The organism is Fontibacillus panacisegetis (genome assembly GCF_900102215.1).
In the GTDB taxonomy this organism is placed as follows: domain Bacteria; phylum Bacillota; class Bacilli; order Paenibacillales; family Paenibacillaceae; genus Fontibacillus; species Fontibacillus panacisegetis.
The window spans coordinates 55,169-75,736 of record NZ_FNBG01000022.1 but is presented as its reverse complement, the minus strand read 5'-3'; the positions used below and the strand labels follow the sequence as shown (position 1 = coordinate 75,736).

The following is a 20,568-nucleotide window of genomic DNA, read 5'->3' as shown; positions in this document are numbered from 1 at the left end:
GAGGGAAACATCATGAGTATACCAACACCGCATATGACTGCAGGGGCTGAGGATATTGCCAAGACGGTACTGATGCCCGCAGATCCGCTGGCAGCCCAATATATCGCAGAAAATTTTTTGTACGACTCTAAACGCTTCAATCAGGTGCGTAACATGCTGGGATACACAGGGACATACAAGGGTAAAAAAATCTCGGTAATGGGCAGCGGTATTGGTATGCCGTCCACAGGAATCTATACGTATGAGTTATTTCAGTTTTATGGAGTCGAACGAATTGTTAAGCTTGGATTTTCTAATCCGATTCAACCGGATCTGTCGCCTTCTGAGCTCATAATTGCAATGGGGGCCAGCACCTCTTATTCCAATTACGCAGATAGCTATGAGCTTCCGGGGTCGTTTGCGCCTATTGCGGATTATCAGCTAGTACGAAGTGCAGTGAATTTGGCCAAGGATGAAGGGATAAGCTACCGTGTTGGGACGGTGCTGACTACAGATGTTTTCTATCCGGATGACCAGAAGGTTTGGGACAGATGGATCAAAATGGGGATACTCTTGCGTGATATGGAGACGGCTGCGCTATACTTGACAGCTGCAAGGGCTGGCGCACAGGCGCTGAGTCTGTTGGTTGCTGGTGATTATGGAAATGCCGAGGCTGAGAAGACATACCACAAAGCGATCAACATTGCATTGGAATTAGGATGAGAGGGGAGAGCGGTTAGTATGAGTCATACATCAACACCAACACTTCATAATACGGCTAAGCTTGGAGATATTGCCAAAACTGTTCTGATGCCAGGGGACCCGCTTCGTGCAAAGTTCATTGCAGAGAAATTTCTAGATAATCCAGTGTGCTTTAATACTGTGCGGAATATGCTAGGCTATACAGGAACGTATAATGGTAAACCTGTATCGGTAATGGGGCATGGAATGGGTATGCCGTCAGTGGGTATATACACATATGAACTGTTTAATTTCTATGATGTTGATAACATCATCAGAATTGGTTCCTCGGGTGCTATTCAGCCGGATGTAAAGATGCGCGATATTATTATCGGAATGGGAGCTTGTACAGATTCGGGTTATGCCAAAAGTTTTGAGCTGCCAGGAACCTTTTGTCCTGTAGCCAGCTATGATTTGATCGAGAAGGCCGTAGATGCTGCGGAAAGCAGGGGTATACCTGTGCGGGTGGGCAACATCATTTCAGGGGATGTATTCTACTGCGATAATGCGGATAAGCATGATAACGGATGGATTAAAATGGGTGTGCTTGCTTCTGAAATGGAGGCAGCGGCTTTGTATATGAATGCCGCGAGAGCAGGTAAAAATGCCCTGTGTATGATTACGATTTCGGATAAACCGGGAGATACGCCAACTACAGCTGAAGAGCGAGAAAAGACCTTTACGGGGATGATGGAGATTGCTTTGGCTTTAGTATAGATCCGTTTATGATCGATATTGAATGAGAAGGATAGGAATAAGGGTGAATCTAACTCTTATTCCTATTGCTTTTAAGATATAAGAAAGTATAATCTTCATAGATTCCATAATGGGTGGGGATAATATAGTGTTTCAAATTGAGAGACAGGAGAAGATCCTGCAATATATTGATAAGAAAAAGAAAGCAAACGTAAATGAATTAAGCGCTTTATTCGGTGTGTCGAAAGTGACGATTCGGCGAGATCTCGATGATTTGGCGGAGAAAGGTCTGGTCATCAAGACACACGGGGGCGTCATGTCTATTACGAACAAATTTTCTTATGAGATCCCTTCTTCGAGCAAGCTTGAGTCCAATACAGAGGCTAAGCAAAAAATCGGATTGGTAGCAGCGGGGATGATTGAGGAAGATGATATCGTAATTTTCGATGCTGGTTCAACTACGCTTGAAGTAGCTAGAAACATTCGTAATCAACAAGTGACAGTGCTCACTAATGACATCAAAATATCAATGGAGATGGCACATAAACGTGATGTCACACTTATGGTTTCGGGTGGTGTTCTGAATGAATCTGTGTACACGCTTGTAGGAGACCAGACAGTCGATTTTTTCAAGAAAGTACATGTAAATAAAACCTTTCTGGGCTGCGATGCGATTGATCTGCAATTCGGAATATCCAATCGGACGATGCAGGAGGTTGAGACAAAAAAGGCGATGATTGGTGCGGCTGAAGAGGTTATTATGGTAACGGATAGTACGAAACTGAACAAGAAAGTGTTCTGTCATCTATGTGATATTTCGGATATAGATAAGCTGGTTATTAACGAAATTGATGTAGAGTACAAGAAGGAGCTTGAGAAGAAAGGCGTAGAAGTGATTGTAGTAGAGTAAGAGAAAATTTTAGAATGGAGCATCTGATCATCATCATTTTTTGAAATCAAGAATTGATGATGATTAGGTGCTTTTTTTGTGTTTTTTTCATGTGGTATATCCGTCAATTAACCTTATTTTCCAGTATTAACCACATAAATGATAAATAAATTATCAAAAAGATAAATAAATTATCATATGTGATCTTGACATATAATCTAACATGATAATATAATTCACTTAAAATAATAAGTTGTTTGTTAGAAAACCTAACATGACAATTGAAAAAAATGTAAATTGTATCATGATCAACAACAAAACATCACGAGTTGGAGGGTACAACAATGGAATGGATTAAGGACACATTTGGAACGCACAAGCCCATTATTGCAATGTGCCATTTTCGAGCATTGCCGGGCGATCCCTATTTCGAAAGTGAAGGGGGAATGGAGCGTGTAGTCGAGCTGGCAAGACAGGATTTGAATGGTCTCCAGGATGGCGGCGTTGATGCGGTAATGTTTTCGAATGAATTCAGCCTTCCGTATTTGACGAAGGTACGGCCGGAAACTGTTGCATCAATGGCGAGAATCATTGGTGAGCTGAAGAGCGATATCAAAATTCCTTACGGAGTTAACGTCCTGTGGGACCCGATCGCCTCCATTGATTTGGCAGTAGCAACGGGAGCAAAATTCATTCGCGAGATTATGACGGGTGTATATGCGAGTGACTTTGGTCTTTGGAACACCAATGTGGGAGAGACGATACGACATAAAACAGAGCTTGGAGCAAAGGATCTTAAGATGCTGTTTAATATCGTTCCTGAGGCTTCGAAATATTTGGCGGATCGCGACATCGTTGATATCGCTAAATCCACGGTGTTCAACAATCGGCCTGATGCATTGTGTGTTTCCGGATTAACGGCGGGTGCTGAGACAGACAGTGCGGTGTTGTCCAGAGTTAAGAAGGCTGTACCGGAAACGGTAGTGTTCTGCAATACCGGCTGCACCGTAGATACGATCGAACGCCAGCTGTCGATAGCGGATGGAGCCGTTGTTGGGACTACCTTCAAGATTGACGGGAAATTCGACAATTTGGTCGATCAGAAGAGAGTACAAGCTTTTATGGACAAGGTTAAGTCAGTCAGAGCCTAAATAGGGGTTTAGAATTCACTGTTCCAAGGTGGATAGGATCAATAAAATAACTAGACGATTGAGAGGGAAAGAAATGAGAAAAGAGATGAGAAAAGTTTGGGTACTTATTGCAGCTCTGGCACTGATTCTTACGACCGCATGTTCTTCCAAGACAGCAAACACAACGGCTTCTTCGAATGGAGATGAACCAGGAAATTCAGCGAATACAGCGGTAAGCGAAGATACTCTCAAGGTAGTATTGCTAATCCCGGGTAACCTTGGGGACAAATCATTTCTGGATTCCGCCAATCGTGGCCTTCAATTAGTTAAAAGTTACTTAAATGCTGAAACGAAAGTTATTGAAATGGGCACAGATCAAACGAAATGGCAGCCGATTTTTGAAGACGTATCGAATCAGGATTGGGACTTGATCATATCGGGTAACTCGACGACTACGGAAATTTTCCATGCTGTAGCTGCTGAACATCCGGACAAGAAGTACATTGACTTTGAAACAGAGCAGGAGCAAGTACCTGAAAATGTTTATGCAATGAACTACAAAGTAAATGACTCCTCTTTCCTGGCAGGTGCAGTAGCAGCTCTGGTAACATCTTCTGATTTACCTGGTATGAACCCGGATAAAAAAATTGGCTTCCTCGGTGGATTGGATGTTCCAGGCATCAATGCATTCCTGGTTGGGTATATCGAAGGTGCTAAATACATTGATCCTGAAATAAAGGTTATCACTTCCTATGCGGGGGATTTCTCAGATCCTGCAAAAGGCAAAGAGCTCTCACTTGTACAATATAACGCTGGTGCGGATGTGATTTTTGGGGCAGCGGGCGGTACGGGACTCGGGATCTTTGATGCAGCCAAGGAACAGAAGAAATACGCAGTAGGCGTTGACTCCGACCAAGCATTGCTTTTCAAAGAGACAGATGCAGACAAAGCCAGCCTGATTGTAACGTCTGCCATGAAAAATATCGATCAATCTATTCTCAGAGCGGTCAAAGGTTATAAAGAAGGAACTCTTAAATTTGGTGTAAGAGAGACGCTTGGTTTCGTAGAAGGCGGAACGGGCATCGCTGAGAATGACATCTATAACGAACTGCTGACAGATGAGATGAAGAACAAAATTCAAGAGATTAAGAACAAGCTTTCAAATAATGAAATTAAAGTTGATGACGCGAACATCATGGAAACCTCCGAAGTAGAAGCGATTCGTAATTCAGTTAAACCTTAATGAATAAGGAATGCGAAGCAGCAAAAGAAAATCGGCGGTAATCTGGGTGCGGCAGAAGGCAAGGAGGGGTCAATATGGCTGAAGCTTTACTGGATATGCGGAACATTACCAAGGTCTATCCAAATGGAGTTGTCGCAAATCAGGATGTGAATTTCTCTTTAGCAGAAGGTGAAATTCATGCAGTTGCAGGGGAGAATGGCGCAGGTAAATCGACGTTAATGAAAATGATGTTCGGTATGGAAGAGCCGAGTAGGGGTGACATCTATTTGCGCGGCAGCAAGATCAGGCTAAATTCCCCGCAGGATGCGATTCGGATGGGAATAGGTATGGTCCATCAGCATTTCATGCTCGTTCCCTCCTTCACTGTTGCGGAGAATATGGTTCTAGGGATGGAACCAAGGAAGGGCATCGCGATTAATTATAGTGAAGCTGTAAGACTTACAAAGGAATATGCAACAAAATACAATCTGCATGTAGATCCGACGGAGAAGGTTGAGAACCTCTCCGTCGGAATGAAGCAGAAGGTAGAAATTTTAAAGGCGCTTGTGCGAGGGGCAAACATTCTGATATTGGATGAGCCAACCGCTGTTCTAACACCGCAGGAAACGGATGAACTGTTTGATCAATTGAAGCTGCTGAAGGAGAAAGGACATACCATCGTATTCATTTCCCACAAGCTGAAGGAAGTAAAGGCGATTTGTGATCGTATTACGATCATGCGGAGTGGTAGAACAGAGGGCGTTTTTGATATGCAGCAGGTATCTGAGCAAGAGATTACTAGATTGATGGTTGGAAGAGATGTTGTCCTGAAGTACGAAAAGGAAGCTAATTCAATTGGGAAGCCTGTTCTGCGCGTTAAGGACTTTACGGTGTGCTCTAAAGAAGGTAAACGGGTGCTGAATCATATTCAGCTCTCGATTTCAGAAGGTGAAATTGTTGGTGTTGCAGGAGTCGAGGGAAATGGACAGTCACAGCTGGTTGATGCAGTTGTAGGCAAGCTCAAAGGTGAGTCAGGTTCGGTTGAGGTAGGAAATGTTCCAATCGGCGGAATGGATATTGAGAGCGTTCGAGGCTTGGGGGTCTCTTATATTCCTGAGGATCGAATGAGACAGGGTACAGCTAAAGAAGCGAGCATACTCGATAACATTATTTCTACACGCTTTAAGGGGAAAGAATGGAGCAAGCTTGGCTTCTTTAAGAGAAGTAAGATGTTGGAGCTGACGGAAGAATATATTAAGAAGTTTCAGATCAAAACGTCCGGACCAAATCAGGAGATCGGGATGTTGTCCGGCGGTAACATGCAGAAGGTAGTTGTTGCCAGAGAAGGCTCGACAGAACCTAAATTTCTAATAGCGGAGCAGCCAACTCGGGGTGTTGACGTCGGGGCTGCACAGCTTATTCATCATAATCTATTAGAGCTCCGCAGTAAAGGATGTGCGATTTTACTAATATCCGCGGATTTAAATGAAATTCTTGAACTTAGCGATAAATTGCTGGTGATGTACGAGGGTGAATTCGTAGCCTGCTTCGATCATCCGTCGGAAATTTCTGAACAAGAGCTTGGGCTCTATATGCTCGGAATTAATAGGCAGGAACAGGGAGACATCAGGAGGGGTATGCATGTTTAAATCCAAACATTTCGAGTATTATCGTACAGCTTCCGTGTTGCTAATTGCATTACTCCTCACTTTTATCATAATTTCGTTCGTAAGTGGTCAACCGCTGCATACGATTTATATTTTCCTGTACGAGCCGATTTCCTCTTTATCACATTTTGGAAATGTTGTGGAGATGGCGATACCGCTCACCTTTACCGGATTGGCACTTGCGCTGCTTTTCAAGATGAACATGTTTAATTTGGGGGCAGAAGGGACGTTTTATTTTGCAGGATTAATGGCTTCGTTTATTGCAATTCGTATCAGTATGAACGGGGCGTTGCATCCTCTCGTGTGTATTATGTTCGGAGGTATAGTCGGAGCCGCTATATCAGCGATCCCAGGATGGCTGAAGGCAAAATGGGATGTGAATGAGCTTGTAACATCGCTGATGTTTAACAGTATTTTATATGGGGTCGGACAATATCTTCTCAATTACAAATTAAGAGATTCAGCAGCATATCAGACGGCATCCTTTAAGTTTGAGTCAACAGCTGTTCTCAGTAAACTGATTCCAGGTACTCGTATTCATACGGGGTTAATCATAGTCATTGTTTGTGTTATTCTCGCTCATCTGTTTATGTACAAAACACGCTGGGGTTATGAACTCAGAATGACTGGAGCGAATCGGGAATTTGCTGAGTACTCCGGGATCAAGACAGGACGCGTCATCATATACGTGCATTTGCTGGCAGGATTAATTGCAGGTATTGGAGGCTCGGTTGAGGTGCTTGGGATGTACAGCCGTTTCCAATGGAATGCGCTGCCTGGTTACGGGATGGATGGGGCTTTGGTAGCCATGATTGCTAAAAACAGCCCGATTGGCGTAGTTGGTGCAGCCTTGTTTCTGGCCTATATACGAGTTGGAGCAGATATGATGTCCCGTTACTCAGATGTTCCTTCCGAAATGATCTCGATCATTCAAGCAATTATTCTTCTGCTGGTTTCGGCAGATCAGTTCCTTAAATTTTGGAAGAATCGGATGTTGTTAAAGGAGGCGCAAAAGCATGCATGATTTTTTTGCAGTCATCCTGACAACGGACTTTGCATACTCGGTGCTTAGAGTGACCACTCCAATTTTGTTTGCCGCACTAGGTGCACTCATTTCGAACAGAGCGGGGATCGTCAATATTGGTCTCGAGGGTATTATGCTTACCTCTGCGCTGATGGGTGTACTTATCAGTGCTTATACAGGAAGCGCATGGGTCGGGTTATTAGGAGCCGCATTGGGCGGAGTTCTTATGGCAGGTATGCTGGCGTTCTTCACACTACAATTTAAAACGCATCTCATACTAGGCGGGATTGCGATCAATGCGTTCGCCGCCGGTGGAACGATATTTGTGCTATATATGCTGACAGGAGATAAAGGAACCTCATCCTCCCTATCCAGCAAAGTACTTCCTTCTATTGATATCCCGCTGATTAAGGATATTCCAGTTCTGGGTCCGATTATTTCCGGGCATCATGTGCTAACTTATATGTCTATAATCGCTGCCATTGTAGTCTATTACATGCTTAAGAGGACGCCGCTTGGCCTTCAAATCAGAGCAGTTGGTGAAAATATCCACGCTGCAGAATCCGTAGGGATTAAAGTCAAAAAAGTTCAATATATTGCGCTGCTGCTTAGTGGATTGTTTGCGAGCCTGGGCGGAGCATATATGTCGATGGGCTACTTGTCCTTGTTTACACGGAATATGACCGCTGGTAGAGGTTGGATCGCTTTAGCGGCAGAGTCCATGGGCCGAAGTACCGCTGTTGGTACGACGGTAACTTCATTTCTGTTCGGTTTTGCACAGGCGTTATCCAATGCGCTTCAATTGCTGAAAATTCCGGCCGAATTGATCTCAACCGTACCCTATGTAGCGACAGTTCTGGGTCTGGTCTTTTATTCCATCAGTGTATCTCGCAAAGCCAACAAGCTAATGAACAAGCCTAAGTAAAAACTATGGGCCATCCGTTTGGGGGCTTTATTCATATAAGGAGAGTGACCAACTACATGATGAACACTATTGAAAAAGCAGCAATTATCGTCATTGATATGCAATATGATTTTGTCGGAGAAGAGGCTGTAATTCCTTGTAAATCTGATGGAGCATTCATAGATTCAACTCGCCGTTTTCTGGAGTATGCACGTGAGAGCGGAATTCCGGTCATTTACACTCAAGAAATTCACCGTAAGAATCATATCGATTTCGGGAGAGAGCTTGACCGTAGTGAACCCATTCATTGCCTGGAAGGCTCTGCGGGCGTAGAAATTATTGAAGAATTAAAGCCACAGCCGGTTGATTATGTGATTCAAAAGCGGAGATATAGCGCGTTTTTCCAGACTGATCTGGAGGTGCTGCTAAAAGGGCTTGGTGTGAACACTATCATTCTGACTGGTGCGGCCACAGATGTATGTGTACGTGCGACGGCAACGGACGCTCAGCAGCATGATTATTTCGTGATCGTTCCACGTGAATGTGTCGCTGGCACAACGCTTAAGCAGCATGAGGCTGCGCTTGAGCATATTGACTACGTGCTTGGACAGGTTGTGAGCGTAGATAGCATTCAATTTCCTGCACATGAGAAGGAGATGGGAGCATGATTACAGAGTGGGCCCGTTTAACTACAAAAGAGATCGAAGCGATCAATAAGGAGCAATCACTCGTTATTGTACCCATCGGGGCGACAGAACAACATGGCGCTCACCTTCCGGTCGGGACGGATTCTATTATTTTGGGAAATTTGCTGGATGAGCTGACTAAGCGGGTTGATTTTCCAGAGTACGAGGTTCTGTTAGCACCCTTGCTTCCTGTCGGGAAGAGTAACGAGCACATGGATTTTTCAGGCACGCTTTCTTTCTCTACGATGACTCTGTATCACATGATTGATGATCTCGTACAAGGGATTAGTAGACATGGATTCGGAAAAATACTGCTCATGAACAGCCACGGGGGGAATACCGATCTGCTTAACGTGCTAAGCCGGGATCTTCGGATCAAACACAATGTGGAAGTGTTCGTCTTCGATTGGTGGTTCACCTCGTTCTGGAACGATATTTTGAGTCAGGTTCAGCAATCGGGAGATTACGGTGTATTCCATGCTTGCGAACTGGAGACCTCACTTATGCTGCACTTCTGCCCTGAGCTGGTTGATATGAGCAAAGCGGTAGATGAATTCCCGGATCATCAGCTTACAGATCATGAGCATGTCTCGATCAAAGGACCAATTGCACCAGGATGGAAGACACAGGACGTATCCTCACATGGAGTAATCGGAGCTCCGACTCTTGCGAGTGCCGAAAAAGGCCGCCAGTTTGTTGATTTTGCAGTTCAGAAATTAAATCAAATGCTGCTGGAAGTTATTGAAACGAATTATACAAAGCTTGGTTCCCATTGAACAAAAGTTTGGTAAGGAGAATGGCCATGAAAATCGTAGTCGGAATGACTGGAGCGAGTGGAGCCATATACGGTTATTCGTTGATCCGCACACTTCATGAACTAAACATGGATACGTATGTGATCGCCACCAACATGGCAGAGAAGGTGCTCAAGTTCGAATGTGGAGTATCTATAGACGAGTTGAAGAAATATGCAACAGTGCTCAGCAATCAGAATTTGTTCGCTCCTGTGGCGAGTGGATCTTTCAAAACGGACGGTATGGTCATTGTGCCATGCTCTATGAATAGCCTTGGTGCAATGGCCAACGGAGTAGGCGACACCTTACTAAGCCGAACCGCGAGCGTCATGATGAAGGAAAAACGCAAGCTGATCGTCGTGCCGCGAGAAACACCGCTACATTTGATTCACTTAGAAAATATGACCCGTTTAGCTCGCGCTGGCGCGGATATTATGCCGGCATCACCTGGGTTTTATCATCACCCGACAGAAATATGGGAGCTCGTCAATTTTATGAATGCTCGTGTGCTGGACGCCCTGGGTATTGAGCATGAACTGATGGCGAGATGGGGGGAGAAGACGTTGGAATGAGTACACGAGCGCATGCAAATCTAAGAGAATTGCTTGAAAATTGGGAGCAACGCCAGTTAGTTCGGCATGTACATCATGAGGTAGATCCGGAATACGAGCTTGCCGCAATCGTGAAGACAGGAGAGGGGAAGCAGCCGTTTTATTTTGAGAAAATAAAGGGCTACGATATGCCGATGGTTGCAGGCCTTGGCGGTGATCGAGAGCTGCTTGCAGACAGTATGGGGATTAAGAGCTCTGAGCTAGTATCAAAGCTGATCAACTCCATCGTTAATCCATTAAAGACGAGTCGAGTGTCGAGCGGGGCGGTCCAGCAAAACGTGGTTACGGGCTCTTTTAATCTTGGAGAATTGTTTCCAATCTGCAAATACCACAAGGATGACTCCGGTTTTTATCTTGTATCCGGCATTATGGTTGTTAAGGATAGTAACGGTGATAAAAGATACACCTCCATTCGACGAATGCAATTTTTAGGAGGCAATCGGACTAATATATTGATTTCATCTCCCGAATTATACAAACAGTTTCTAAGCAATGAGCAGCGTAACCTGCCGATGGAAATCGCTGTGATGTTTGGAGTGGTCCCAGCGGTTGTACTTGCCTCGCAAATCAGCACCCATCTGTATCACTGTGACAAGCTGGATGTTGCTGGAGCATTGTTAGGTACACCGCTGGAGGTTGTTTCATGCAAAACGGTAGATCTGGATGTTCTTGCGGATGCAGAGGTTGTACTTGAGGGGAAAATCCTGCCGCATATACGAGAGCCGGAAGGACCGTTTGGAGAACTGGGCGGCTATTATGGTGATCAAACGCTGCAGCCTGTCGTTGAGTTTTCAGCGGTCACCTATCGGGATCAACCAATCTGGCAGACGATTTACCCTTCAAGCTTTGAGGAGCATACACCGATGGCGCTTGCTCGTGAAGCTACTCTGTTAAGCACAGTTCGTCAGGTCGTTCCCGAAATTACGGGAGTCCATCTTACCGTGGGCGGAATCGGTCGATATCACGCGGTGATCTCTATTAATAAACGAACAGAAGGGGATGCCAAACAGGCATGTCTCGCTGCATTCGCAAGTGATAAGGATTTGAAGCATGTCGTCGTCGTAAATGACGATATCGATATTTTTAATCCGAAGGACGTGGAATGGGCGATTGCTACCAGGGTGCAGGCGGATTTGGATGTCTTTATCGTTCCGGGTGCCAAGGGTTCACCGCTGGAGCCTTCCCATCAATTGCGTGGTGTATCAGCCAAAATGGGCATCGACGCAACATATCCTCTCCATGCGGCTGAAGCCTATAGAAGGACGAGTATTCCAATGTCTGACGAATGGCAAAGTAAATGGAATATAACATGAGGGAGGTAGAGCGTCATGCAAGCGATAGGAATGATTGAGACACGTGGCCTTGTCGCTGCACTGGATGCACTCGATACGATGTGCAAAGCGGCAGCGGTGAAAATGGTTGATATGAAAAGAGTGGGGTCAGGTCTCGTTACAGTAATTATTGAAGGTGATGTCGCTGCTGTTTCTTCGGCGATCGAAGCGGGCAAGACATCTCCAGAGCGGACCGGAGGACAATTAATTAGTGCGAATGTCATTCCAAGACCGCATCCGGAGCTTGCCAAGATTTTATGAAGGGAAGATGAGTGACCATGTCGGATTTTATGAAATCCATCGTAGAGGAAGCGCTGGGAAGACGTACACCAGTTCGTTCAACCGCTGTTACAGCCGACTTGGCGGGAGGTAATCTCCCTTTGCAATCGAGCTCTTCTCCTGCTGGTATCGCAGGCCTCTCTCGGCCTAATTATCAGAAGGAGAAACGGAATAAACGACTTGCTGCCGAGGGGCATGTGCCTGTAAAGGAAGCGGTGATTTCCTCGGTAAATTCCTCATCACAACCTGCTTCAGGAATGGCTTCGGCGATTAGCATGTCGGAAAATTTTATCGAACAGGCGCTTTCGCCTTTATTGCGGCTATCCCTTCATCAAGGAAAGACGGATATCGCGAAGGTAAATATATCGAAACAGGATCAAAGTCAGAATCAGGAGCAGGCGAAGTGTGATAGAGAACTCATGAACTGCTCAGGCATGATCGGTCAATGTGAGGATGGCATGAGCTTCTGGTTCTATCCAAATCTTCATCCGAAGCTGGCTTCAGAATTTGGCATTTACGGTACAGTACATCCAGTAATGGGGATCGTGACTGCAGAACAATGCTTGCCAAGTCAGCTGCTGATTTATGACAAGCTGGTATCCACTACTTCGCTGGAGAACGAAGTAAAGTGGTCCAAGGATAGCGGGAGTGAATTTTTCGTTCGTTTGAGTGGAAGTGAGCAGGATGCGCCCATCATGATGTCGGTGTTGAAGCAGTGGCAGAATCGCTGCAAGCAGCTAGCCGAAAGAGCGATTACCTTTCACGAATCCCTTCAGCCATCCCCACGTGTAACCAAGTTGCTAGGTATAGCTCCCAGCGAGGCGTTGGCTGTAGTTGAAGGATTAAGCCGACTGCGTAGTATTGCTTTGCTGGATCGCTGCTTTAAACATGGATTAAGCTCCAGGCTGCGTTATCGCATCGAGAATCGCTATCTGATCGTTACAGGTGAACCGGACGAAATAAGAGAAGCGTCATCGGTTATGCTCAGCATATCTGAGCCTTACATGAAATGATGAGGAGAGGATGAGAAGAACATGGAGCAGCAAGCGATAGGGCTGATTGAAACGATAGGCTATACAACTGCTGTATCTGCCGCTGATGCTGCGCTGAAGGCAGCAAATGTAAGCCTTGAAGCAGTAGAGAAGGTGATCGGAGTTGCCGGCATGCTCGGTGTGACGATTCATTTAGGTGGAGACGTCGCTGCAGTAAAATCAGCGGTTGAAGCAGGCAGCAATGAAGCTGAAAGAGTAGGGAAGCTGGTGTCCTCGCATGTCATTCCGCGAGCCCATCAGGAGGTGCTTGGCAAGCTGGTAACAAGCTGGAGTTCAGTTATGAAACCGGCGGCAGGCGAAGCGCAGAATGTATCAGCGGAATCATCACAAGTTCAGACAACACCAGAACGGGCTGCAAAGCGGCAATCCTCCAGTGTAGCAGATACAGCAAAATCTACTGGAGAAGCCGATCAGGTCGCAAAGGACACAAAATAAAAACTATTAATTGGAGGAATCAGCAATGGGAGAAGCGCTCGGATTGGTTGAAACGAAAGGTCTTGTAGGAGCAGTTGAAGCGGCAGATGCCATGGTTAAAGCAGCGAATGTGGAAATTTGCGGTTACGAAAAGGTAGGCTTTGGTCTTGTTACTGTCATGGTACGCGGCGATGTAGGCGCGGTTAAAGCAGCTACGGATGCAGGTGCTAGCGCTGCAAGCCGTGTCGGTGAGCTTGTGTCTGTTCATGTCATCCCTAGACCTCACAGCGAAGTAGAAAAAGCGATTCTGTCCAAAAGCTTCAATCAAGCATAATAGGACAGCAGCATGCTGACGCCAGCTAGTACAACGGCGGAACGAGCTGTAAGGGAGATGCTCTTCCGTGGCAGAGAGCAGGAATTAACTGCATTATATCCGCGCCTGTTGGTTCTGCTTGATGATCATTGGATTGGTATGGAGGAAGGCTTCGCAGCCGTAAACAAGCTGCGAAGCAGCCATTTTAGGATGACGATATGGGCTAGTGAGTCGATCATGAGACGTCTAGGACCGAAGGGGATTGCAGAAAAAACAGGAGTGGATTCTATTATTCCGGTGGGTGATTTTACAGATTCTTTTCAAATCGAAAAGGGCTGTGAGGTCATCTTTCTCCCGGTATTGAATTTTTCAATATTGTCCAAACTGTCGAAGCTTGATGATGCAGAACCATTTTCTAGGGCTGTTATTCAAGGTCTATGCTCCGGGAAAAAGGTCGCTGCCCTAACTGCTGGGATCGATAGTCAACTACCGGAGTGGAGAGCTCGAGAATTGACTCAGCCTCAGGCGATGCAGCAACGGCTTCAAGAAATGTTAAGGGATATAAAAAGCCTTGGTGTAAACATGCTTAGAATGGATCAGATTTCAAGCTTAAGTGCTGAAACAACGCGTCGTAAAACACTGATCACGGCTGAGGATGTAACTCTCGCTTATAAGCAAGGGGAACGAACCCTTAATGCACAAGGGAAACTCGTTATTACCCCTTTGGCCAAAGATCTAGCTTCACAGTATGGAATGATTATTCATGAATCCGGTCATATGCCCGGATAGGGAGACGATATCGATGCAAATGGGTAAAGTAATCGGTCGAGTGACTGCAACAAGGAAGGATGAACGGTTAGTCGGAACAAAGCTGCTGATTACACAGCCGATCCGCCTTGACGGAACGTTGACAGGAGAACCCATCATTGCTGTCGATACCGTTGGAGCCGGAGTTGGAGAGCAAGTTATTTATGTAATGGGCAGCATGGCTGCCCGAGCAGTTATGGAAGAAAGAGCGCCCGTCGATGCAGCGATAGTCGGCATTATTGACGGAATGGACAGCTCTATCTAGGACGTAAAGGAGACGGACGAGAGATGGACACCAAACGAATAAAAGAAGCGATGGAATATCGTCGTCTGATCGATACTTTGCTGGATGAACGGCAATATGCTGACACTGTCCTGCAAGGCGGATACATTATTAATGTCATTACGCGAGAAATATATGTTGGTGACATAGCAATCAAAGGGGAACGTATTCTGATGGTAGGTGATGCGGCTGACCTGATCGGACCCCATACGACCACTGTAAATGTACAAGGAAAGTTCGTGTCTCCCGGATTTATCGACTCCCATATGCACTTTGAGAGCGCGATGCTGACCGTGACCGAATTCTCGAAGCTGTCTATCCCGACAGGTACGACGACACTTGTCGCTGATCCGCATGAGATCGGCAACGTGCTTGGCGTACCAGGCATGCAGGCAATGATTGATGAAGCGAAGACACTTCCGAACCGAGTACTCTACACTGTGCCATGCTTAACTCCAGATGTTCCGGGACTTGAGACGGCAGGAGCGGAAATCAATTCAAAGGATATGGAAAAGCTGTTGAATGATCCATACGTACAAGGTATTGGAGAAATTCAAGGCTTCAGTAATGTCATGCCCGTATATCGTCATGCCTCTCCATTGATCGATGACTTGATCGCATCTGTTGTATATGCCAAAAGCATAGGCAAGACGGTTGAGGGGAATGCACCTGGATTGTTTGGCAAGGACTTGGCAGCTCATATTATCGGCGGAGGAACTCATGTGTCCTGCCATGAGACGACAACCAAAGAAGAAACACTGGAGAAGCTGCGTTATGGAGTTAGTGTCTTTATACGCGAAGGCTCCTCTCAGCGCAATATGTCTGAATGCATACGTGCCATTACTGAGGAAGGTGTTGATTCCCGCAGAGCTATTCTAGTTTCTGATGATATGGTGCCGGAAGACTTGCTTAAGCTTGGGCATATGAATGATATTGTTCGTCGTACGATTGCTGCTGGAATCGATCCGGTTGAAGCAATTCAAATGGTTACGATCAATCCTGCAACCCACTTCGGGTTTACGGATGTCGGTATGCTGGCTCCGGGTAAACGGGCTGACATCGCGGTAATCTCCAATCTCGAGGCGATGACAATAGATCAGGTGTATCTTGGGGGTATCAAAGCCGCTGAAAAAGGAGAGCTTGTGCTCGATATTCCATCCTATACGTATCCGGACAGTGTAAAACATTCTGTAAAACGTACTCCTGTTTCTATAGATGATCTTCGAATTAAGACAACTGGTGCTCAGGCTAAGGTTTGTGTCATGGAAGTTGTTCCTGATCAGAATCTGACAGGGGGCTCTGAAGTTACTGTAACTGTAACGAATGGTGTGATAGAACCTGATCCTGTGTCAGATATTTTACCGCTGCTGGTTGTTGAGAGACATGGTCGAAGCGGAAAAATCGGCAAAACCTTTATTCGTGGTATGAAGCTGAAGGAAGGCGCTATTGCTGAAAGTGTTGCTCATGATACTCACAATATTATCGTTACAGGTACTAACTATGAGGATATGGTGACTGCTGTAAATCGCGTAATCGCGATGAATGGCGGGATTTGCATGATCAAGGAAGGCAAGGTCGTTGGAGATTTGCCACTGCGTATCGGTGGCCTGATGACGGACGAACTGACAGGCAAAGAAATGAGCGATCACATTGCCAAGCTGCACCGTCTTGCCGAGGAGGAGCTTGGTTGTACTTTACATGTTCCGTTTATGCATTTGTCGTTCCTGTCCCTCGTTACGAGCCCTAAGTGGAAAATAACAGACTATGGCTTGATTGATGCAGAGAACTTCAAGGTGCTTCCGACGATTCTATAGAGGGAGGGGACAACGATGGGAATTACTTTAATAGATTTATCTCAAGAGATATACCAAGGTATGCCCGTATTTCCGCCCCATCAGAAAACGATGATTTTTCCGAACATGTCCCACGAAGAGGCAAAGGCTAAGCTGGGTTTTGAGTTTGCAACGAACAATTTACTGATCAACGAGCATGGACCGACGCATAGTGATGCTATTTATGAGTATGACAAAAATGGGGCGACCATCGACGAGATGCCGCTTGAATATTTTTATGGACCCGCGATTTGTATCGATGTGTCCCATGTGGCGCCGGATAGTTATATTACAGCTGATATTTTGCAGTCACAGATAACGAAAGCTTCTCTTCATATTGAGCGCGGTGATATCGTGCTGTTGTATACAGGGCATTACAATCGTTCCTATGGGACGGAAGAATGGCTTACTCGTCATACAGGACTTGATTACGGAGCGGCTGAATGGTTGGCGAAGCAGGGTGTAGTGAATATAGGCATTGATACACCGTCTATCGATAAACCGGATGACATGAATTTTTCGGGACATTTGATATGCCGGAACTATGCATTAACAAATACCGAAAACTTGTGCAATCTTGATCAGGTTGCAGGTCAACGTTTTCTTTATTTCGGATTGCCGCTCAAAATTCGTAAGGGGACCGGATCTCCAGTGAGAGCTGTGGCGGTAATGATTGGTTAGACGAAGGATCAAGATCAAGTTATCGCAGGAAAGGAAGGATCAGCAGTGACAAAAGGCAGCATGATAGAAGAGATTTTCATTCCGGGTTATGAAGGCAGAGCCGTGCTCGTACCTAAGGGACATTTTTTATACATTATTGATGTTGAAGGCAAACAGGTAGGCGACTTTGTATGCTTTAATCGCGAAAATCCCGGGGAGCATGTCTCACCCGTTCATATGAGATCGTCACTTAGCAGCATCCGCCTGAAAATCGGAGACGGTCTTTACAGCAATCAACGGCGGCCGCTTATGCGGGTGGTGGAGGATACGGTTGGTAAGCATGATTTCTTCTTCCCGGCTTGTGACTACTATCGCTACAAGGTCGACTTTGGGATGGAGGATCATCCGAACTGTCATGATAATTTAGTTATGGCGCTTAAGCCTTTTAACGTCCAATATGATGTTCTGCCAGATCCAATTAACTGGTTCATGAACAATGCGCTGGACGCTAACGGAGATTACGAAATTCATGAACCGTTATCCAAGCCGGGTGATTATGTGAAGCTTGAGGCGCTATTTGATGTAGTCGTAGCTGTATCAGCCTGCTCGCAGGACATGGCTCCTGTCAATGGATTTAAAGTGACCCCTCTGAAGCTTCAGGTTGTTAAACCATAGGGAGATGAATGCTATGAACAATCGTGATGATGCTGTTCAACTGCTTCAAGAGATGATACGCACCAATACATGCAATCCTCCCGGTCATGAGCATCAGCTGTCCTTGCTGATTAAGTCGAGATTAGATCGGCTCGGTATAGATAATCGGATTGATGTTTTGGACGAAGAGGGTTTCCGTAGTAATTTGGAGGCTGTTATTAAAGGGAAAAGCGGTGACAGCACACGAAAGCTGATCCTTTGCGGACACCTCGATACAGTTGCCCCTTGGTCAGAGTCAGCAGGGAAGTATTCACCTCACGGAGGCACTATTGAAAACAATCGGCTCTATGGACGCGGGGCATCGGATATGAAGAGCGGGCTGGCAGCAATGCTGCTTGCATTCGAATCCATTCAACGTGAGGGGACTCAGCTGGATGGAGACCTGATCTTTTTAGCAACGGCGGGAGAAGAGGTAGATAGCTGCGGAGCGGCTGACTACGCCTGTCGCGTAGGTCTTCAAAATGTAGACGGAGTTATTATCGCTGAACCGACAGCTGGCAAAGTAGTTGTTGGTCACAAAGGAGCATTATGGCTTCGCATCGTCGTGAAGGGTCAAAGCTCACACGGCTCTATGCCCGAGCTCGGGGTTAATGCGATAGAGCACATGATGGAGGTTGTCGCATGTCTCAAGGCGATGGAGGATAAATGGAAGGCTAATGATCCTATTCTGGGCAGCAGCAGTATGGCAATTACTCGAATTCATGGGGGAGTTCAAACGAATATTACACCTGATCATTGTGAGATCGAAGTTGATATTCGAACCGTTCCACCTATACGCCATAGTGAGCTTTTGCAAAAGATTGAGTATGAGCTTGAAGTCTTGAGGGAGCAGGTTCCCAAGCTTAACTATACCGTAACACCGATTCTGGATCGGCAAGCTATTCGTACCGATGATTCGCACAATCTGATCGCTGCGGCATTAGATTTGGTAGAATCGGAGAATCGCCTTGTTCAAGGTGTATCTTACTACACTGATGGTTCAGTCCTGAATAAAAACGGTGATCTACCAATCCTTATATATGGACCAGGAGATCCTAAGCTGGCTCATCAGCCCGATGAATGGGTAGACATTGATGAATATGTCCGATCCATTGATTTTTATCGTGATCTGATTATCGGATTTTTAGGTACGACTAAATAAGAAAGACTCGCCCTGCACGCATTGTGAAGATGATCAATGAGCGCAAGACGAGCTTTTTTTTGTAACACACAGCCAGTTTTAATACGGATGCCATTTTAATTTTTTGGCTTGGTTGTAACGCTCTGCGACAGCAGGCCAATAAACGACATTCCACCAATCCGAGATGTAGTCCTTGCGGTTGTTCTGATGCTTCAAATAGTAGGCGTGTTCCCACACATCCAGCGGTAAAAGAGGGACGATATCCCATTGGGACAGGTTCTGATGCTTCTCTGCAGTGAGAATTTCAAGCCGCTGGCTTCGAGGGCTCCATACAAGAATCGCCCAGCCGCCGCCTTCCACTTTTTCTGCTGCATTAGAAAATTGCTTGTGGAAGGCATCGTAGCTGCCAAAGTCACGTTTAATTTGCTCCAGCAGCTCACCATCAGGCTTTCCACCACCATTTGGACTCATAATATCCCAGAAGATCGTATGCAGATAGTGGCCTGCACCATTAAATGCCAGCTCTCGCTCCCAATGCTTCACAAGATCAAAATTGCCAGACTTTCGGGCTTCCTGAAGCTTTTTCTCAGCTGTATTAAGACCGTCTACATAAGATTTATGATGCTTGTCGTGGTGGATGCGCATCGTTTTTTCATCAATATAGGGTTCGAGGGCGTTATACGGATAGGGAAGTGGAGGCAGAGTGTGTCCCCCGATCGGTACAGGCTGGTTAGGTACTCTTGGATCGGTAGCAGATGGGGCAGCATCGTTTGGTGCCATGTCCTTTGGTGCGGCTAAAGCGGGCTGTTTTTCTTTGCGATGGTCTTGATCTAGTTCTGCCTGGATCTCGGAGATTTCCTCAGGCGAAGCTTTGTCGAACGGGGTATCGTAATCAGAGGGTTGTCTACCGATAGGGATGGGAACGAATTCATCGGGCTGATATGGATCTATCATGTGATGTTTTCCAGCAGCACAATCCGCGATGGCTCCTGGACGTTCAAGCGTCTCGAGCACTCCGAGGAAATATTCTGATTCGCGGATAATGTGAAGCAGGACGGTTTTTGCAATCGGCAGGGATTTGACAGCGGCGCTCTGATCAAGGATATAGTAGAGCTGCTTGACGAATTCTCTGGACTGTTTAGCTGAAGCCTGTAAAACTCGTTCAGTTTCTGCAATGAATTTTGGATTGGTTACGGCTTGTTTTGAGGAAAGACCATATTGAAGAAGACGATTAGCCGCCTCTTCTGTTTCGGCAAATACTTTTTTCCATTCATTTAGAAGCTTTACGTAATTTGGCTCCAGTCCCGGGACAATAGCTTGAATAACATCAGTATGCTCTTTCTCTTGTCCTTTCCAAAAACGAATCTCTTCTAAAATGCGCACAGGCAAATAAGGCCCGTAAACAAATAGCATCGGGGAT

Annotated in this window: 23 protein-coding genes; 22 read left to right on the top strand and 1 reads right to left on the bottom strand. The window is 45.9% G+C overall.

Annotation, left to right across the window (positions count from 1 at the left end):
- Positions 1-12 precede the first annotated feature (12 nt).
- From BLS49_RS17295 to BLS49_RS17190, 22 genes are all read left to right on the top strand, one after another.
- Positions 13-702: a purine-nucleoside phosphorylase gene (locus BLS49_RS17295; protein WP_091233446.1), complete on the top strand. Its 690-nt coding sequence runs from the start codon at positions 13-15 to the stop codon at positions 700-702.
- A gap of 18 nt (positions 703-720) precedes the next feature.
- A complete protein-coding gene (gene deoD / locus BLS49_RS17290; RefSeq protein WP_091233442.1) occupies positions 721-1,437 on the top strand; it encodes a purine-nucleoside phosphorylase in 717 nt (238 codons plus the stop codon).
- A gap of 127 nt (positions 1,438-1,564) precedes the next feature.
- Positions 1,565-2,326 carry a DeoR/GlpR family DNA-binding transcription regulator gene (locus BLS49_RS17285; protein WP_091233439.1) on the top strand — a complete coding sequence of 254 codons (762 nt, stop codon included), beginning with the start codon at positions 1,565-1,567 and terminating at the stop codon, positions 2,324-2,326.
- A 323-nt stretch (positions 2,327-2,649) separates the two neighbouring features.
- A complete protein-coding gene (locus BLS49_RS17280; protein WP_091233436.1) occupies positions 2,650-3,456 on the top strand; it encodes a BtpA/SgcQ family protein in 807 nt (268 codons plus the stop codon).
- 73 nt (positions 3,457-3,529) lie between these two features.
- Entirely contained in the window at positions 3,530-4,678 is a 1,149-nt protein-coding gene (locus BLS49_RS17275; RefSeq protein WP_245742524.1) for a BMP family ABC transporter substrate-binding protein, read from the top strand.
- 74 nt (positions 4,679-4,752) lie between these two features.
- Positions 4,753-6,306 (top strand): ABC transporter ATP-binding protein, encoded by a 1,554-nt coding sequence (locus BLS49_RS17270; protein WP_091233433.1) that lies wholly within the window; start codon positions 4,753-4,755, stop codon positions 6,304-6,306.
- The gene (locus tag BLS49_RS17265) at positions 6,299-7,348 is read left to right on the top strand and encodes an ABC transporter permease (RefSeq protein ID WP_091233430.1); all 1,050 of its coding nucleotides are present in this window, start codon (positions 6,299-6,301) and stop codon (positions 7,346-7,348) included. The genes BLS49_RS17270 and BLS49_RS17265 overlap by 8 nt, the downstream gene beginning before the upstream one ends.
- Positions 7,341-8,273 carry an ABC transporter permease gene (locus BLS49_RS17260; protein WP_091233426.1) on the top strand — a complete coding sequence of 311 codons (933 nt, stop codon included), beginning with the start codon at positions 7,341-7,343 and terminating at the stop codon, positions 8,271-8,273. The genes BLS49_RS17265 and BLS49_RS17260 overlap by 8 nt, the downstream gene beginning before the upstream one ends.
- Before the next feature lie 56 nt (positions 8,274-8,329).
- Complete coding sequence (locus tag BLS49_RS17255) at positions 8,330-8,920, top strand: cysteine hydrolase family protein (RefSeq protein WP_091233423.1); 591 nt, start codon at positions 8,330-8,332, stop codon at positions 8,918-8,920.
- Positions 8,917-9,714, top strand: coding sequence for a creatininase family protein (locus tag BLS49_RS17250; protein ID WP_091233420.1), 798 nt, complete (start codon positions 8,917-8,919; stop codon positions 9,712-9,714). The genes BLS49_RS17255 and BLS49_RS17250 overlap by 4 nt, the downstream gene beginning before the upstream one ends.
- A gap of 26 nt (positions 9,715-9,740) precedes the next feature.
- On the top strand, positions 9,741-10,304 hold the full coding sequence (locus BLS49_RS17245) for a UbiX family flavin prenyltransferase (RefSeq protein WP_091233417.1): 564 nt from the start codon (positions 9,741-9,743) through the stop codon (positions 10,302-10,304).
- Positions 10,301-11,656, top strand: coding sequence for a UbiD family decarboxylase (locus BLS49_RS17240; protein WP_245742522.1), 1,356 nt, complete (start codon positions 10,301-10,303; stop codon positions 11,654-11,656). The genes BLS49_RS17245 and BLS49_RS17240 overlap by 4 nt, the downstream gene beginning before the upstream one ends.
- A gap of 15 nt (positions 11,657-11,671) precedes the next feature.
- Positions 11,672-11,935: a BMC domain-containing protein gene (locus tag BLS49_RS17235; protein WP_091233411.1), complete on the top strand. Its 264-nt coding sequence runs from the start codon at positions 11,672-11,674 to the stop codon at positions 11,933-11,935.
- A 17-nt stretch (positions 11,936-11,952) separates the two neighbouring features.
- Positions 11,953-12,966 (top strand): hypothetical protein, encoded by a 1,014-nt coding sequence (locus tag BLS49_RS17230; RefSeq protein ID WP_091233407.1) that lies wholly within the window; start codon positions 11,953-11,955, stop codon positions 12,964-12,966.
- A gap of 21 nt (positions 12,967-12,987) precedes the next feature.
- Positions 12,988-13,440 (top strand): BMC domain-containing protein, encoded by a 453-nt coding sequence (locus BLS49_RS25540; RefSeq protein ID WP_091233405.1) that lies wholly within the window; start codon positions 12,988-12,990, stop codon positions 13,438-13,440.
- 25 nt (positions 13,441-13,465) lie between these two features.
- Positions 13,466-13,753 (top strand): BMC domain-containing protein, encoded by a 288-nt coding sequence (locus tag BLS49_RS17220; protein ID WP_091233399.1) that lies wholly within the window; start codon positions 13,466-13,468, stop codon positions 13,751-13,753.
- A 12-nt stretch (positions 13,754-13,765) separates the two neighbouring features.
- Entirely contained in the window at positions 13,766-14,521 is a 756-nt protein-coding gene (locus BLS49_RS17215; RefSeq protein WP_091233396.1) for a hypothetical protein, read from the top strand.
- A 13-nt stretch (positions 14,522-14,534) separates the two neighbouring features.
- Positions 14,535-14,804 (top strand): EutN/CcmL family microcompartment protein, encoded by a 270-nt coding sequence (locus BLS49_RS17210; RefSeq protein ID WP_091233393.1) that lies wholly within the window; start codon positions 14,535-14,537, stop codon positions 14,802-14,804.
- A 23-nt stretch (positions 14,805-14,827) separates the two neighbouring features.
- On the top strand, positions 14,828-16,636 hold the full coding sequence (locus tag BLS49_RS17205; RefSeq protein WP_091233390.1) for an adenine deaminase: 1,809 nt from the start codon (positions 14,828-14,830) through the stop codon (positions 16,634-16,636).
- A gap of 15 nt (positions 16,637-16,651) precedes the next feature.
- Positions 16,652-17,335 (top strand): cyclase family protein, encoded by a 684-nt coding sequence (locus tag BLS49_RS17200; RefSeq protein ID WP_091233387.1) that lies wholly within the window; start codon positions 16,652-16,654, stop codon positions 17,333-17,335.
- A gap of 45 nt (positions 17,336-17,380) precedes the next feature.
- A complete protein-coding gene (locus BLS49_RS17195) occupies positions 17,381-17,989 on the top strand; it encodes a DUF1989 domain-containing protein (protein ID WP_245742520.1) in 609 nt (202 codons plus the stop codon).
- A gap of 13 nt (positions 17,990-18,002) precedes the next feature.
- On the top strand, positions 18,003-19,169 hold the full coding sequence (locus BLS49_RS17190; RefSeq protein ID WP_091233384.1) for a M20 family metallopeptidase: 1,167 nt from the start codon (positions 18,003-18,005) through the stop codon (positions 19,167-19,169).
- 78 nt (positions 19,170-19,247) lie between these two features.
- Here BLS49_RS17190 and BLS49_RS17185 read toward each other — a convergent pair whose 3' ends face one another.
- Positions 19,248-20,561 (bottom strand): Fe-Mn family superoxide dismutase, encoded by a 1,314-nt coding sequence (locus BLS49_RS17185; protein WP_091233382.1) that lies wholly within the window; start codon positions 20,559-20,561, stop codon positions 19,248-19,250.
- Positions 20,562-20,568: the final 7 nt, after the last annotated feature.